Raw genomic sequence first — 16,422 nt, 5'->3', positions numbered from 1 at the left:
CCCGGCAGCAAGCTGCCTTAAGCCTCTCAGGTTCGTAGATACAACAACGTTATCCGAAATTAACGAAAATAAATCCATTAAAAACTTAGTAGATCTGTAACTCTAGTATTATTGGAGGCCCGCGCTATGAAAGAAAAGAAGATTAATATTCGATGGGCGAACACAAATGATGCAGCCGACCTTGTTATGCTCAATGATGCTTTTAATGGAGTAGGAATGTCCATAGATGAAGTGAAAGGTAATCTTACTATAACTAATGAACTGATTGCTTTGGCTGTCATGGACGATCTGCCAGTTGGATTTGCTTGTGCTCAATATTGTAAATCGTTTTGTTATCGTGGTCTCCAAGGGGAAGTTACAGAATTGTATATTACAGAAGTAGCTCGGGGAAGAGGATTGGGAACTTTATTAATTGCTTTTTTAGAGGAAGAACTTAGAGTACGAGGTGTTACCAGTGTAAAGGTTCTAACAGGCAAAAAAAATGAAATTGCTATAAAGACATATGAAAGATCAAGATATTATAGACAGGAAGAAGTATTACTTCAAAAGAATTTATAATCCGAAAATACTAACAGAATATATTATACAACCTTAGAAAGGCGAAGAAACATTTTTTTGAGTGATTCAAAGGGGTCGTTAACATCGGATAACACAGCATTCCTACTGCGGGCATTCGCCCTTGATCGCTTAGAAGGATTTCCAAGGGGTTTATTCAGGCGATACATTCAACCAGCTAAGTCTAACGCCGCGTTCCCTATGATCACTTAAGCTGTTTGAACGTCAGGAATGCCAAACGTTATCCAAAATTCATGTAAGACGTGTATTAAAACGTAATATAAAGAGCCTAACAACAAAGTGTGATTCTTGGGGGAGATCTCGCTGAAGAAATATATAGAAATTGGTTTTGGAAACACGTGGTTCATTAGAACGGAAATTGAAGAAGAAGATGGTACTGAAAGAGAGATTAAGGGATTTATTAAACCATTTGTATTAAAATCGATATATTTAAGAATATGGATTGGCAGGAAAGTGTTAGTGATTGACTCAAGAGAAGGTATGAAAATCACAACAAAGAATAGAAGCAATATAAAGTTAATACTCGGATTCTATGGATTGTAGTTCGGATGGAATATATATTTAAAATTTATAGATCATTTGTATGGAAACTCTGAGAAGACATGAACTTCGGATAACAAAATATTCACGCTGCGGGCCTAACGACCCTTGGTCTGCAAGAGGATATTCGAAGAAGCGGACTCAGCAGACAACCCTGCACTAGCTAAGTCCGTCGGACCAGGGGCTGGCGCCCCTTAAGCCAGTGAGGGTTCGTGACGTTATGCGCAATACCTGTTTAACAAATTAAATATGAAAGAGTGATGGAACATAAATCAAATAACAGTGATAAAGAATAAAAGTCAATACATTCAAGAAGACCATTATGTGATTCTAATAGATAATAAACCACTTGAACTAATACTTCACGAGCTATATCCTGAGGAACTTTTCTTAGGTTTAGTCCCTACAATAATAGATTGGATCAGCTTGGACGAGGAAGCTAAGTTTTTCCAACGGAGATTCAATATAAATCATGATCGTAAGATAGTACCAGTACTTATGTGTCCGGATGATTGTGATCTATCATGTACCATAATTGTTGCTGAAGTCATTACGAGTGATGATCAAGTCATATGGCAACGTATTGGAGTAGACTGTAGTAAATGGATAAATAGTAATTATGAATTGATTGGTACAGAAGTGAGATGGCTATATAAAGTACCTGAAATGAAATTTGATAAAGAAAGTTATAAAACTCTTGAAGTAATATATAAACCTACTAATTTACAATGATTGTGTTGGTATTTCAAAGAGGTCAGGTACAGCGCATAACACAGTATTCACGCTGCGGGCCATTGGCCCTGGGTCTGCCAGAAGATAATTCAGGGAAGTGAGCTCAGGCAGACAACCCAACCCATGCGGGTTCGTGAATACAAGAACGTTAGGCGAAATAATTGCAATTGTGGTTGTAAGATTTATTCAAGGAGGATGAATGATGGCGACGTGGGTAACTCATTTTAGAATTGCGGAAGAACTTATAAATAGGGGACTCAATATATCTAAAGTGGGTTTTTTAATTGGAAATATTGGTCCGGATTGTGGGCTAATGAATGAAGATGGAAAATTTAGCCCTCCAAAACGAGTTACTCATTTTATGAATGATCGTGAAATTAATGCTGAAATGTTCTATCAACAATTCAGTTTAAATAAAATTGATTTTACTTCAGAGAAGGGCTCCTATTATCTTGGGTATTATGTTCATCTCATTACAGATAAGGAATGGATAAAATTAATAAATATAAAGAAAGAGGAGCAAGTGCATCAAGCCATAATTGGCACTTCCGAATACAATCACTTAGTTAAGAGAGACTGGTACTGGTTAGATTTTAAATATTTAAAGGAAAAGCAAGATCATATTTTTTGGACTGATTTTCAATATATAAAAGGGTTTACAGAACACTTACCTTTTTTTGCAGCAGGGCAAACCAATCAACAAATAAAAAACATCACCCAATTTTACTGCAATACTTTGGTACCCGAAGATCATGTACCGGTATACCTGAAGGAAGTTGAAGTGAATTATTTTGTTAAAGAGACAGTAAACAAGATACAAATAATTTTAACTCAGAGAATGGGACTACATTTTTGAGGGTGAATTCGAGAAGGCAACTACTTCGCCTAACAATGTGTTCACGCATCGGGGGACAAGTCCCCTCCGTCCCGGGAGATAAGTCGGGGAAGTGATTGACGGGAGCACATCCGAACCGACTAACCGCATCGCGGCCGCTTAAGTCGGTGGGACGTTGTGAACACGGAAACGTTAGCTGAAATCTTCGTAAGTACATATTATTCTGGGGGTTTTTCAATGAAGAATTTAAAATCAGTAATCATAGAAGATTCAAATAATGATTGGCCTGTCTTGTTTCGTAAACTTGAAGAAATATTACTTAATCAATTAGAGAGTCTAGCCCTCACGAATGAACATGTTGGAAGCACTTCTGTTCCTAAATTAGCAGCAAAACCAATTTTAGATATTGATATTATTATTGACTCCATGATGGATCTTCCAGAAGTGATTAATAAATTAAGCCAATTAGGATACATACATGAAGGGGATTTAGGAATTAAGAATCGAGAGGCTTTTAGAAGGCAAGACAGTAAGGTGCCATATAATACTGAAATGAATGAAAAGCCAGAGCATCATTTATATGTATGCAATAAAGAGAGTGATGAATTAAGAAGGCATATTTTATTTAGAGACATTTTAAGGAAGTACCCTCATTTAGTTGTTGAATATTCAATTCTAAAGAAAGAACTTGCAGAGAAATATAAACATAATCGTGAAGCATATACAGAGTTAAAAACAGAATTTGTAAATAATGTATTGAACAACTTTAAAGGATTTTAGAATGTAACTCAGGAAGACGAAGACATCAGTTAACAACGTATTCACGCTGCGGGGCTAACGCCCCTTGGTCTGCCCGAGGGATTTCGAGGAAGCGGATTCAGCAGACAACCCTGCGAGGCTAAGTGGCGGAGCCACCCGGCAGCTGGCGCTGCCTTAAGCCTCTCGGGTTCGTGAATACAACAACGTTAGCTGAAATCTTCGTAAGTACATATTATTCTGGGGGTTTATCAATGAAGAATTTAAAATCAGTAATCATAGAAGATTCAAATAATGATTGGCCTGTCTTGTTTCGTAAACTTGAAGAAATATTACTTAATCAATTAGAGAGTCTAGCCCTCACGATTGAACATGTTGGAAGCACTTCTGTTCCTAAATTAGCAGCAAAACCAATTTTAGATATTGATATTATTATTGACTCCATGATGGATCTTCCAGAAGTGATTAATAAATTAAGCCAATTAGGATACATACATGAAGGGGATTTAGGAATTAAGAATCGAGAGGCTTTTAGAAGGCAAGACAGTAAGGTGCCATATAATACTGAAATGAATGAAAAGCCAGAGCATCATTTATATGTATGCAATAAAGAGAGTGATGAATTAAGAAGGCATATTTTATTTAGAGACATTTTAAGGAAGTACCCTCATTTAGTTGTTGAATATTCAATTCTAAAGAAAGAACTTGCAGAGAAATATAAACATAATCGTGAAGCATATACAGAGTTAAAAACAGAATTTGTAAATAATGTATTGAACAACTTTAAAGAATTTTAGAATGTAACTCAGGAAGACGAAGACATCAGCTAACACCGTATTCACGCTGCGGGGCTAACGCCCCTTGGTCTGCCCGAGGGATTTCGAGGAAGCGGATTCAGCAGACAACCCTGCGAGGGTAAGTGGCTGAGCCACCAGGTAGCTGGCGCTGCCTTAAGCCTCTCGGGTTCGTGAATACAACAACGTTATGCGTAATTACCGTAAGGATCATAAAGATCTAAACCAATAAATCAAAAACAAAGGCGGTAGTTTATAGTGAATTACCCGAATATTGAAACCGAAAGACTATTCATGAGAGAACTTACTTTAGATGATGTTGAAGCAGTTTATAAACATTTTTCATATCCTGAGGTAACGAGATTTATGGATATTGAGGTATGTAAAGATTTACGAGAGGCAGAAGAGATTATTGCTTTCCATATACATGACTCAGGCTGTAGATATGGGTTATTTAATAAAGAGAATGATGAACTTATCGGGACTTGCGGTTTTCATTGCTGGTCAACAGAGATTTTAGAAACAAAAGCTGAAATAGGTTTTGATTTGTCCCCGAATTACTGGGGTAGGGGACTTATGCAGGAAGCTTTGATGAAGATTACCCGAATCGGATTTGACTTAATGAAGCTAGATTATATTGAAGCGACAACGGAAGTAGAAAATCTCCAGTCGCAGAGGCTTTTAGAGAAGATGGGATTTAATCAAGAGAGTGAATTGAAGGACAACCTAATGTATTTTACATTGAGAGATAAAGAAACAGTTTGTAAGTAATTCAAGAAGACGGTAACTACGCATAACACCATATTCGCGCATCGGGACATTCGTCCCTCGGTCCGGCAGTGGGATTTCGGAGAAGTGGAATTAGCCGGACACATCCATACCCCTAAGATAAGAGCTATCTAAGGGGTATGACGTCGCGAATACAAGAACGTTATGTGAAACACCCGAAAGAGAGGAAGTAATTATGCAGTGGTTACAAGGTGGTCCATTGTTTGAAGTTAGTCTTATAACCAAGGAAGTCGACATCAATAGTTTAATATCTGAGATTTCCAAGCATAAAGACATTGATATTATTGAAGAGAACATCGAATTGAAGATAAACGAATATAAATCCGGATATTTATTCGATGAAAATAACCTCGATTCTCAACACATACACTCTATCAATATAAATATATATTTTGAAGTACTCAGCAAGAGAAAAGCACTATTATTTATTAATCAAGTTGCTGAAGAGACACTATTATTGGATTTTTGTTTTTACGGAAGTGAATTTGATGCTCCTGAATGGGGGCAGAAGGGAATACAAGCTGAGGAATATCATCATTTTGTAACCTTACTTTCTGATTTGATGAATTACTTTAATGGAATTGCAGGTTCAGTAGCCATTGAAGAAGATGTTTTAGGACTTATTTCTGAGATACAAACTTGGCCAGATAAAGTTTATAGTTACAAAAAAATTAATCCAACTGAGCTTATGAAACAAATTGATCAAGAAAAGAACTATATAGCACTTGGAATAAAGAACGAAGAGAGAATACAAATAATTTACTTTGAGTAATTCAGAGAAGTCGGGTGCATCACATAACACCATATTCACGCTTCGGGCCATTCGGCCCTCGGTCCGGCAGAAGTTAGAAGTAGATTCGACGAGGCATTTCAGTAACAGGGAAGTAAATTCAGCCGGACACATCCCTCCACCTAACCGCATCGCGGCCGCCCTTCGGGCTTAAGGTGGAGGGACGTCGTGAATACAAGAACGTTATGAGAAATCCCCGCTAAGACTTAAAAGTAAAGGAGAGAATACAATGTATGTTTGTTTTGCACTTTTATTAGATTATGAAGTTCACAATAGAGTAAGAAAGATAATTTATAAGTTAATTAAAGAACAGCACGTAAACATTGAGTCATCACTGTTACCTCAACATATCTCTTTAAAACAATCTTTCCATGTATCGCAAATTGAGGAGATCGAGAATTATTTTGAAAAACTTGCTTTGAGTCTAAGCTCTTTTGAGATCACTTTTAAAGCAATAGACTTAATAAATATGAAGAACGGAGAGAATGAAACTCAAGTTTTGTGGATGGATATTCAAGAGAATCAAAAACTTCGAGAAATTCATAACAGATTAAATAGTGATTTAATGAAAAGGTTTTCGATTCCGAATTCTGGTCCTGATGGGGAATGTTTTCATTTCCATTCGACACTAACTTTTGGACATGATCAATATAAAGAACTTTCAGAAACTAAGAACGAGTTAAATGATGATTTTAATGAAATAAGTTTTCAGGCCAAGGAAATTGCTATGTTTTATTCTGTTGACGAACTTCGTCCAGGACGATTCATAACCCATAAAATACTACCCTTAATGAAGGCAGTGATAGTTTGAAGGTACTCGAAGAAGGCGGGGACTACTCATAACAATATATTCACGCATCGGTTCGCCTTCGTCGACCCTCGGTCCGCCAGTTGGATTTCGAAGAAGTTGATTCAGGCGGACACACCTGCGAGGCTAAGTCCTGTCGGACCCGGCAGCTTACGCTGCCTTAAACCTCTCTGCGTCGTGAATACGGGAACGTTATCTGAAAGGCGCGGAATAAATATATCTGGAGGGATTTCATGAAGGAATTTTATCTAGCGCAATTTGAAGAAGAAGCATGGAATAAATTCGTAAATGCATACCAAATAATTGATTATATGAAAATTGACGAAAACCTGAAAGAAGAAATCAGTAAATTAGGTTTGCCTAATGACATCCAGATTGTGTTGCTCTGTAAATTAGGAGGCTACACGGTGGAATGGATAAATAAAAATGTACCTGTATTAGAAAATGAAAAACCAATTGATTACTTAAGAACAACTGATGGAACAAGTGCTTTAAAAGCTGCAATTATGAGAATGCCTGACTAGAAATTAAGTGAAATTAAATAAATAACAAAGCTACTATAAGACTTGTAAGTGCTTCGAAGAAGTCGTGCCCATCAGATAACAACGTATTCACGCTGCGGGCCATTCGGCCCTTGGATCGCCAGAAGTTAAGAAGCCAGGAAGCAAGTCAGGCGATCAACTCCTGCGAGGCTAAGTCTTCGACCCGGCGCTTTCGCGCCTTAAGCCTCTCGGGTTCGTGAATACAACAACGTTATCTGAAACCAGTGAGAAAGGGAATAAACCAGAACATGAATAAGAAATATGAAATCAAAATACCTAAATCAGGGTATATCCAAGTGATCAGTTCTATATTAACTACTTACTTACTATTATTAGTACTTCGAAAAGATGATTTTTTATCTGTTTTTTTTGTCATTATCTTATTTTTAGGTAGCGTAATACAAGTAGTAATGCTATTGAAGAGGATCTTAAGAAAAAATAGTGAGCTAGAAATCACAGAAAATGCAATTAAGATAAATCATATTGAAGTACCAATACAAAAAATCGAAAAGATTATAATACAAGGTTATTTTGTACAGAGTATCGGTATCAAGCTATATGGAAGGAAATTAGTTTCAAGGAATTTACATTTTAGATTCAAGAATAATGAAGAAGGGAACATAGAGGAATTAAAACATTGGGCAAGAATGAACAGAATAAAAGTAACTAGTGGAAAAATCTATAGATGGATATAGAGATCATGAAAGTAACTCATGGGTGACACTGGCATCAGATAACAATATATTCACGCTGCGGGCCATTCGGCCCTGGGTCTACAAGGTGATAATTCTAGGAGTGGTGTCAAGCAGACAACCCTACGGGTTCGTGAATACGGGAACGTTATCCGAAACACCTGAAACACCTATAGAAATGATTAAATATGATACTCGGATGGGCGGAGATTCTGATCATAACTGATCTTTATATCTATAAAGATCAAAAAGCTGTAAAGATCGAAGTGCTATACAGATCGAAGAGCTATAAAGATTGAGGAATATAAAGATTGAATTGTAAGTATCTCTATGTGCCAGGTGCATCGGATAACGCCATATTCCTACTGCGTCGCATTCGCTCCTTGATCTGCAGAAGCTAAAGCAAGGAAGTTTGGACTTCAGATAAACCTGACGGATTCAGGAATACGTTATCCGAAAGATACGCTATAGAAGAATGCAGATTCAACAGATGATTAAAATAAAAGAATAAAACTTGTTGGGAGGATTATTCAATGAAGAAAACTTACTTCAATAAAGATGATCTGTTGAATTTCTTGAGATTTATAGCTGAAGAAGATGCGCAGATCAGCACGATTATCAATTTTTTTTCGAATAATTTAAACTATAATGTTGATGATATAAAAAATATAGTTAACTATGGGATAAGAAAGAATATTTTTAAGGTAGTTAAAAATGACCATAACTTTAAAGAAGTAATAGAGCTAGATACTGAAGATTTAATCGAAGTTGAATGGTCTACCTCAAACAGTATTCATGAAATATATTATAATGACTTTGATTATTATAGAGGGATTTTGTTAATTTCTAACACATAACAAAACATTCCTACTGCGGGCATTCGCCCTTGATCGCTAAGAAGGATTTTCAGGGAGACTATTCAAGCGATACATTCAACCAGCTAAGTCTGACTACCCGTTCTTTTTGGTCACTTAAGCTGCTTGAACGTCAGGAATGCGGAACGTTAGCTGAAATCTTCGTAAATACATATTATTCTGGGGGTTTTTCAATGAAGAATTTAAAATCAGTAATCATAGAAGATTCAAATAATGATTGGCCTGTCTTGTTTCGTAAACTATTTTCATGATTCAGAACTTAAAGAAATAAATTACGATTGGAATACGTTTACCCTGGTTCTTACTTTGAATATTTCTTTAGACGGTCCATGTAACACGTATCAACAAAGTATCTTGAAATTTATTGAATGTTCTTTTTTTGAAGTACCTCATAATTCACCTTGGGGCGATTCGTCATACATAAACGGAGCAAACCAATTTCAAAGTAATGATAAGGAAATCAGTGCATATTCTATAGACCAAAGTGAATCTAATAACAAAGGGGAGAATCTAATGGAAGACTTATCTATTTTATATGGATTGGTTGCATTAGTAATTAGTCTTTTAGTTCTTGTATTTATAATTCGAAGTGCAATTGATGGATCAAAGTCATCAAGGAAGCTAGATATTTTAATAGATGAAATAAGATAAGAGAGCTTAACAGAATTTTCACAGAGGTCAATAACTTCCGTTAACATCGTATTCAGGCATCGCAGCCGCTAAGAATTATGATGGTAAGCCTCTCGGGTTCGTGAATGCGGGTTATGCGCAATACCTTCTTAAACCAAATCTTTTAAAGGACGGTAGACATGAATCACTTAAAACTTGTTAAGCCTCATCTTGATTTAAAGAATGAATACCTATCTTTTTATCAGGAATGGATAGAATCTGGCGAAGATCTGGTGCCCTGGGTTATTGGTCGGGACCCAAATGATTTTGAGGATATGCTCAAGTTACTGGATGATCATAAGATGGGTGTCGGGTTAACGGAAGGCTGGGTTTCAGATTCAACGTTTTGGTTAGTTGATGACAGTGATAGAGTGTTAGGTGCTGTGAATATAAGACATCAGTTATCAGAATTTTTGCTTAATGCTGGTGGCCATATAGGGTATGGGATCCGTCCATCGGAAAGAGGAAAAGGTTATGCAACAACTCTACTGAAGCTTTCGCTGGGTGAGACGAAAAAATTAGGAATAGAAGAAGTTTTAGTTGTCTGTGATGCTTGGAATACCGCATCGGAGAAGGTCATTCTTAAGAATGGCGGAAGGGCAGATAAAGTATACATAGAAGCGGATGGCAATGTAATCAAAAGATACTGGATAATAAAAAATGTTTAAGCATAAAAGCATAAAACCAAAATCTTATTAGGAGTTGAATCATGAGTGAGTTCAGTGCAAGTTATCATTTAAAAACAAACGACCAACAAAAAGTAATTGATTTAATAAGAGCTTCAAATAACAAGGGATACGTTTTTCCTGAGTCTAATGGTTGGGTTACTTTTTTAATTCAAGGACCTGCCTTTGATATCCGTAAATCGATAGTTTCACTAAATCCTGGCTTATTAGTTCATTATTCATATATGGAGGACCACGGTTGGGAACTAATAATTTTTGAAAAAGATGATATCGTATCTGCTTATAAGTGCGACTGGACGGATGATCTGATTATTGAGAAGGATGATCTGGATTTATTTTTACTGAGGGAATTGATTATGCAGCAAGGCAATAGTGCAGAAGATATAAAAGAGATCTTTGATTTAGTTCAATTTACGGGCGAAGAGCCACCGGCTTATTTGATTGCAAAGAAACTAGGATTAAGATATTTTGAATGGCTTTCCTCAGATAATATAGGGGATGGCGAACATTATGAAAACATAGTATTTGTAGATTAATCGAAAAAGTAATTGTCGGGACACTCCGCACCTCCCAACCGCATCGCGGCCGGACCTAAAGGTCCTCAGTGTAGGTAAAATCAAAAGGAGGAATAGATTTGTCAGAAACGGAGGAAGTTCTTACTGGTGGGAATATAAATAAGGTCGTGAAAGTAGGGAACACAGTTCGTCGGGAGGCTAATTCCAATCCTTATGTGTATGAATCGCTAATACACCTTGAAATGGTCGGCTATCCCTATTCTCCTAGATATCTGGGATTAGATGAGAAGAATAGAGAGATTCTATCTTACATTGAAGGAGTAGTTCCGGGGAATAACTACCCTGAAATTGAGAAATACATGTGGTCGGATGAGGTTTTATACGAACTTGCCAAGCTCTTAAGAAGATATCATGACGCAACTGTTGGGTTTATTCCAACTACGAAGTCTAAAAATGAATATCCAGTGAGATCTTTACATGAAGTTGTTTGCCATAATGATGCTGCTTTGTATAACGTTGTGTTTAAAGATAAACTTCCTGTGGGGATCATCGATTTTGACATGTCAGGGCCAGGTCCACGTATATGGGACATTGTTTACACTTTATATACATCTGTTCCACTTGCAGAGTTTGAACCAAGTCAAAATGACCACGAAGTTGAAAGTTATAATAGAAAGAAGCATGCATTAGCGAGGAAAAGGCGTATAGAAATATTCTTTGATTCCTACGGAACGGATGTTCCAACTGACCTTAAGGAGTGGGTAATTTCCCGTATTAAATTCATGTGCACTACATTATCTGAACGTGCCGCATCCGGAGATCCTGCATTTATAAAATTAGTTGAGGAAGGTCATCTTGCTCATTATGAGAAAGAAATTGAGTTTCTTGGAGAACATTTCGATGACTGGATGTAATTAATGACCTCATTTTGAAGATCGTTAACCTTCTTTGAAATCCCAACTATGCCAACATCATATATTAGTTATATAAAGGAAGTTGTTCAAATGATAAAAAAAATGACTCAATCAAATATAAATGATTATAACAAGCCTTATGACGGTTTTACTGTTATCGGAAGAATTGTTCCCAGGTATGAAGATGGAATATGGTCATATTTAGAAGAGATATTTGAGGAACACTATATTAAACAATATGAAATGGAAAGCATTGATAACAGTTATATTGATGATAAGAATAAAGCTGTTTACTTATATTACGAAGAAGATCAATGCACCGGCCAGATAAGACTTCGTGAAAATTGGAACGGGTTTGCTTTAGTAGAAGAAATTTCAGTTGCTAAAGGGAGTAGAAATAAAGGGATAGGGACTGCTTTAATAAATAAGGCTGTGGAGTGGGCAAAACAAAATAGTTTAATGGGTCTAATGCTTGAGACGCAGGATGTTAATCTATTTGCCTGCCGTTTTTATGCAAAGAACAACTTCATTATTGGTGCGGTTGACAGCATATTGTATTCGAAATTCCCAACGGCACATGAAAAGGCAATATTTTGGTATAACAGATTTAAAATAATTGATAATTTTTAAATGGATTTCGAAGAAGATACAAGAACGTTTAATGAGATGGCTGCAAGGACGATGAAAAGAGGTGTAAGATGACCCTTGATGATTATATGAATAAGCATTTTCCAGACTTAATGCTATGTCCGCCTCTCTTTCATAGTTGGGAAATTGGGATTCGTTTCGAGCTTGGGAACCCACCTATGTTCAGTATAGATAAGCAACAATATATGAAGCAAGTTTATGACAGGGCAATTAGTATCTATAAATATCTGCATAAAGGTAGCGATGAAATATTTGTTGTAACGAATGCTCATTTTGCTGATAAGCCTAATCCAATAAGACGAAAACCTAAAGTTTATCGCAGATATATTACAAATAAACAGGCATTAAAAGGCTTAAAGCATAAAGTAATTCCATATGTATTTGCGGATGTATATGAAATAGACGATTTTGAGACACATCGGTTTATCTTAAAATGTTTTGGAAGGGACATTAAGTATGTGAGCATGATTAAAGCAATTTGTAATAATGATGTGGCGATCAAACCAAAAATTTATCATGATGTTTTTTTTGTTAATGTTACTACAGGAACAATATTTCATGTATACGATGATAGGGGATGCGATGTCGTCTCTAACTCAAAAACTGCATTAATAAATATATATAGAGATTATAAAGAATGGATATTAAATTATGATAGAGCAAGGATTGATCAAATATTAGGTAGTAATTTCACTGAAGGCAGCCACAGCATATAACAATGTGTTTACGCATCGGCGGACAATCACCACCAACCGTTTCATGGCCGGACCCAAAGGTTCTTAGGAAGGTGTAACGTTGTGAACACGGGAACGTTATCAGAAATCATCGCACAAGAATACTTAAAGAATAACAAAGGCGTGACCTGTATGAAGTCGCCGGGAGGCTCACTTTTCCCATACTTCTATAAAGGTGGAGAAATTCATTGTTTGAAGTATGGGAGTAAATTTAAGGATTACGAGAGGCTTTTTGAAGTAATGAGATTGGAAGAAGAGTTCATCTATCAAAACAATAAAAAGCTAAAAATATGGATTGATTTGTATGAAACGTCTATTACAGGAGAAGTGCTTGAAAATCTCGTAAACAACCTAGTTAACATAAATGATTACATTAAAAAAGTATCCTTTGTTGGACTTTCTGGTGTAAGTAAGTGGAGACTCAAGCGGGAAATAAAGAAGCTTGATATTAGCTACCCGGTTTCATTTTTCTCCGACCCGGAAGAAGCGAAGACTTGGCTAGTAAGCGAAAGATAGTGATAGTAACTATAGAAGGCAATGAAATTCGGCTAGACCAGCGTCGTGAACATGAGAACGATAGCTGAAATACTTACAAGGGATGTGTAGAGAATAAATAAGTCAATACCATCTAGTATATTTCTTGCAATCGCATCCATAATCCACGTATCAGTCTTTGTTATGTTTTATTTCATAATGTACTTCTTTTTCTATGAATCGTATTCGGGGTTCTCTGTTTCCAATATTATTGTTCTTTTTGTTCCCTTAGCGTTCATTACGCTTGTACACGTTCTTGTTTGGAGAAGAATAAAGCAAAAGTTCTATAGAGGAATTCTGATCTCAATGCAACTTGTGGGAATCACAATATTTGCATTCTTTCTAACAACAACAATTGAAATTAAGTCGAAATCCTCTTTTTCTAAAGAACGATGGATAAATTTCGACGGTATTAGTGATGAAAGGTTTTATATGCTTGATTCAATAACCAAAAAAAATAAAAGGTACGTCTAAGAACGAAGTTGTTGAACTCTTAGGCGATCCAACTGATACAGATTATATTAGAAAAAGTGAAAACTACTTAGTATACTTTTTAGGTCCAGAAAGAGGCTTTATTAGAATAGATTCCGAGTGGTTGATTATACACTTCAATGAGAAAGGAATAATGAAAGACTATTCAATAAGTAAAGATTAATTCAATTCAACATCAATTTGCTGGTACTAACATAAAAGTGAGGGTAAGAAAAGATGAATTACACAAACACAACAACTGATCTCTCTGATAACCCAATAGACACTGCTATTATCTCAGTAGGTGCGACAGAACAATTTGGGCCATTTCTACCTATGCATTTAGATACTTTAATAGCAGAACAATATGCAGAAGCTTATGGGAAAGTTTTAAATGCAATATGTGTTACCTACATTTCCTTTTAATACCTCCGAAGAACATGCGAATTTTAAAGGAACAGTTACTGTAAGTCCAAATATATTAACCACAATGCTAGAAGAAATAATCGTGAATTTAACAAGGCAAGGATTCGTTAAATTTGTAATCTGTAATGGTCACGGTGGAGCCTACTGGGAGAGCGCTTTTATTAAACACATGAACTTTAAGTATCCTGATATTATATTGATTCATCCACATCATAATCGAACTGCTTGGGATATTGCGGTTAAATCAGCAGGACTAGAAGGAATAAATGAATTACATGGAGGACTACTGTCCGTATGTACAGCAATGTGGTTATGCCCTGATAAAGTGAAATTACAATCAATGGGATCTGAAATTCCGGAAAAGAATATTTTATATTCAGATTTCTTAGGGTGGGATAAATTGACCTCTGATGGGTGCTGGGGTCAATTTACTATTGGTAAGTTTACAGAAGAAGAATTATCCCGCAAGGGAAAGATTTTTTGGGAGACCTTTATAAAAACCAAATGTGAAGGACTGAAAGAAATATTAATTGAAGCATATTTAAAGAAGATTGAGAGATAAGCAAGAATTCGAAGAAATCAATAACTTCAGATAAAATCGTATGGAGCAAGCAATCCTTACTGTCCTGACATCATCTCTTTTTATCGGGAAGGCTGCGCGGACAAACCTACGAGACTAAGTCTGTACCGCCCAGACAAACGGGGTTTAAGTCTCATGGCTCCACAGATACAACAACGTTACAGGAAATCTGCCTAAATAACGTAAATAACGTAAAGGAGTCAAATGATGTTGATTCGAGAAGCAGAAGGAAAAGACATAGAACAGTTATTTAAGCTCTATAGAATGTTGGTTCCAAATAGCAAAAAGATGAATGTTCTAGAAGAGCAAATAGAAAAAATTAGAGTAGACCCTATGAATTTTTCGCTAGTATACGATGAAGAAGGGGAAATCTTAGGATCAGTAACACTAAACATATGTCTTCAGGCGTTGCATGGTCTGAGACCCTATGGAGTTATTGAGAATATTATTGTTCATGAGAATCACCGGAGTAAGAATATTGGACAAAAACTAATGCAACATGTCGAGGCATACTGCAAATCTATTGATTGTCACAGAATAATGCTTTTAAGTAACTCGCAACGTCTAAAAGCTCACCAATTCTTCGAAAGGGAAGGATATAGTGGGTCAGTAAGTAATGGATTTAAAAAATATCTATAAATAGGGTATATATTCAAAATAATAAAGACATGAAATGGAATGTTGAAGGAGTTCTTATGTTCATCTCTCTTTATATTTATTAAAGGAAAACAAGAATGGACCTGTGATTACAATTATAACTGAATTAATTAGACGATAATATTCACGCTAATATAGTAGCTGATCCTATAGGGTTCCGGAGTAAATTTATTGAAGATATAAAAAGATTGCAAAACACTTTTTTATATTTACTTTTTCTAGTGCTTGATTAGTGGGGGGACAATGGGGATAATTCTTATTTCGATATTAGTCACAGGTGTATTTATAGCTGTCTTAGTTTCATATTATTTTATCTTTCCAAGAAAAAACTTGATTGATACAAACGTATTTCCAAATTCATATTCTATTCAATCTTTAAATAAGATAGATATTCAACGAAATTATGAATGCGCTGCATTTTCAAGTGCATACGTTTTGAGACATCTTGGGTTAGAGTCAGATGGTAACGAACTCTATAAAAATTACCCCAGAAAGTTATCTGATGGAACGGTTAGTCCTAAGGGCATTATCATATATTTTAAGAAGCTTAGGTATGATGTTTCTTTTTACTATGGGAACGTTAATACGTTAAAGAAACAAGTAAATCAGGGTATACCGGTTATTGTGTTTATAAGGGTTTTTCCTGACAAAAGATATTTACACTTTGTACCAGTGGTTCGTTATGATAAAGAATACTTTAATTGGCAGACTCTTTGGAACACACAATTAACTGCAAAGAAACATACTATAACCGAAAAATATTAATTAGTGATTTTAAGGCATTATGGAAAACATGGGTACCCTTTTGTAAAAACACTTATATAGTAATACGAAAAAAACAATAGAAGGATGGTATCTA

Annotated in this window: 23 protein-coding genes; all 23 read left to right on the top strand. The window is 35.9% G+C overall.

All coding sequences use genetic code 11. The annotated features are described in order from the left end of the window. The first annotated feature begins 126 nt into the window (after positions 1–126). On the top strand, positions 127–558 hold the full coding sequence (locus PWYN_RS27385; protein WP_036658591.1) for a GNAT family N-acetyltransferase: 432 nt from the start codon (positions 127–129) through the stop codon (positions 556–558). Positions 559–864: 306 nt separating this feature from the next. After that, a complete protein-coding gene (locus PWYN_RS27380) occupies positions 865–1,119 on the top strand; it encodes a DUF3977 family protein (RefSeq protein ID WP_240479846.1) in 255 nt (84 codons plus the stop codon). A gap of 321 nt (positions 1,120–1,440) precedes the next feature. Continuing rightward, complete coding sequence (locus PWYN_RS27375) at positions 1,441–1,848, top strand: hypothetical protein (protein WP_052088456.1); 408 nt, start codon at positions 1,441–1,443, stop codon at positions 1,846–1,848. A 199-nt stretch (positions 1,849–2,047) separates the two neighbouring features. Next, positions 2,048–2,704: a hypothetical protein gene (locus tag PWYN_RS27370; protein WP_157261271.1), complete on the top strand. Its 657-nt coding sequence runs from the start codon at positions 2,048–2,050 to the stop codon at positions 2,702–2,704. A 216-nt stretch (positions 2,705–2,920) separates the two neighbouring features. Further along, positions 2,921–3,463, top strand: coding sequence for a GrpB family protein (locus tag PWYN_RS27365; RefSeq protein ID WP_036658586.1), 543 nt, complete (start codon positions 2,921–2,923; stop codon positions 3,461–3,463). A 230-nt stretch (positions 3,464–3,693) separates the two neighbouring features. Next, positions 3,694–4,236 carry a GrpB family protein gene (locus PWYN_RS27360; RefSeq protein ID WP_036658583.1) on the top strand — a complete coding sequence of 181 codons (543 nt, stop codon included), beginning with the start codon at positions 3,694–3,696 and terminating at the stop codon, positions 4,234–4,236. A 255-nt stretch (positions 4,237–4,491) separates the two neighbouring features. Beyond that, positions 4,492–5,004, top strand: a complete 513-nt coding sequence (locus PWYN_RS27355) for a GNAT family N-acetyltransferase (protein WP_084146967.1) — start codon at positions 4,492–4,494, stop codon at positions 5,002–5,004. Between the two features lie 193 nt (positions 5,005–5,197). After that, a complete protein-coding gene (locus PWYN_RS27350) occupies positions 5,198–5,794 on the top strand; it encodes a hypothetical protein (RefSeq protein ID WP_036658579.1) in 597 nt (198 codons plus the stop codon). Positions 5,795–6,041: 247 nt separating this feature from the next. After that, entirely contained in the window at positions 6,042–6,623 is a 582-nt protein-coding gene (locus PWYN_RS27345; RefSeq protein ID WP_036658576.1) for a 2'-5' RNA ligase family protein, read from the top strand. 230 nt (positions 6,624–6,853) lie between these two features. Continuing rightward, complete coding sequence (locus PWYN_RS27340; RefSeq protein ID WP_036658574.1) at positions 6,854–7,144, top strand: hypothetical protein; 291 nt, start codon at positions 6,854–6,856, stop codon at positions 7,142–7,144. A 266-nt stretch (positions 7,145–7,410) separates the two neighbouring features. Next, positions 7,411–7,857, top strand: a complete 447-nt coding sequence (locus PWYN_RS27335; protein ID WP_036658571.1) for a hypothetical protein — start codon at positions 7,411–7,413, stop codon at positions 7,855–7,857. A 530-nt stretch (positions 7,858–8,387) separates the two neighbouring features. Next, entirely contained in the window at positions 8,388–8,711 is a 324-nt protein-coding gene (locus PWYN_RS27330; RefSeq protein ID WP_036658568.1) for a hypothetical protein, read from the top strand. A gap of 231 nt (positions 8,712–8,942) precedes the next feature. Next, entirely contained in the window at positions 8,943–9,380 is a 438-nt protein-coding gene (locus PWYN_RS27325; RefSeq protein ID WP_036658565.1) for a hypothetical protein, read from the top strand. Between the two features lie 158 nt (positions 9,381–9,538). Further along, a complete protein-coding gene (locus PWYN_RS27320) occupies positions 9,539–10,066 on the top strand; it encodes a GNAT family N-acetyltransferase (RefSeq protein WP_036658563.1) in 528 nt (175 codons plus the stop codon). 41 nt (positions 10,067–10,107) lie between these two features. Further along, the gene (locus PWYN_RS27315) at positions 10,108–10,620 is read left to right on the top strand and encodes a hypothetical protein (protein ID WP_036658559.1); all 513 of its coding nucleotides are present in this window, start codon (positions 10,108–10,110) and stop codon (positions 10,618–10,620) included. A gap of 98 nt (positions 10,621–10,718) precedes the next feature. After that, positions 10,719–11,513: an aminoglycoside phosphotransferase family protein gene (locus PWYN_RS27310; protein WP_036658556.1), complete on the top strand. Its 795-nt coding sequence runs from the start codon at positions 10,719–10,721 to the stop codon at positions 11,511–11,513. 90 nt (positions 11,514–11,603) lie between these two features. Further along, the gene (locus tag PWYN_RS27305; protein WP_036658553.1) at positions 11,604–12,143 is read left to right on the top strand and encodes a GNAT family N-acetyltransferase; all 540 of its coding nucleotides are present in this window, start codon (positions 11,604–11,606) and stop codon (positions 12,141–12,143) included. Positions 12,144–12,211: 68 nt separating this feature from the next. Beyond that, a complete protein-coding gene (locus PWYN_RS27300; RefSeq protein ID WP_036658549.1) occupies positions 12,212–12,877 on the top strand; it encodes a DUF3885 domain-containing protein in 666 nt (221 codons plus the stop codon). 81 nt (positions 12,878–12,958) lie between these two features. Continuing rightward, positions 12,959–13,411, top strand: coding sequence for a hypothetical protein (locus PWYN_RS27295; RefSeq protein ID WP_240479845.1), 453 nt, complete (start codon positions 12,959–12,961; stop codon positions 13,409–13,411). A gap of 726 nt (positions 13,412–14,137) precedes the next feature. Further along, complete coding sequence (locus PWYN_RS30225) at positions 14,138–14,326, top strand: creatininase family protein (RefSeq protein WP_240479844.1); 189 nt, start codon at positions 14,138–14,140, stop codon at positions 14,324–14,326. Further along, positions 14,295–14,888 carry a creatininase family protein gene (locus PWYN_RS27290; protein ID WP_240479843.1) on the top strand — a complete coding sequence of 198 codons (594 nt, stop codon included), beginning with the start codon at positions 14,295–14,297 and terminating at the stop codon, positions 14,886–14,888. The genes PWYN_RS30225 and PWYN_RS27290 overlap by 32 nt, the downstream gene beginning before the upstream one ends. A 222-nt stretch (positions 14,889–15,110) precedes the next feature. Continuing rightward, positions 15,111–15,545, top strand: coding sequence for a GNAT family N-acetyltransferase (locus PWYN_RS27285; RefSeq protein ID WP_084146965.1), 435 nt, complete (start codon positions 15,111–15,113; stop codon positions 15,543–15,545). A 261-nt stretch (positions 15,546–15,806) separates the two neighbouring features. Continuing rightward, positions 15,807–16,328: a cysteine peptidase family C39 domain-containing protein gene (locus PWYN_RS27280; protein ID WP_052088454.1), complete on the top strand. Its 522-nt coding sequence runs from the start codon at positions 15,807–15,809 to the stop codon at positions 16,326–16,328. The last annotated feature ends 94 nt before the right edge of the window (positions 16,329–16,422 follow it).

It is taken from the genome of Paenibacillus wynnii (genome assembly GCF_000757885.1).
Taxonomy (GTDB): Bacteria; Bacillota; Bacilli; order Paenibacillales; family Paenibacillaceae; genus Paenibacillus_AQ; species Paenibacillus_AQ wynnii.
Note: the sequence above shows the minus strand (reverse complement) of the source record. Positions and strands in the feature narration are given on the sequence as shown.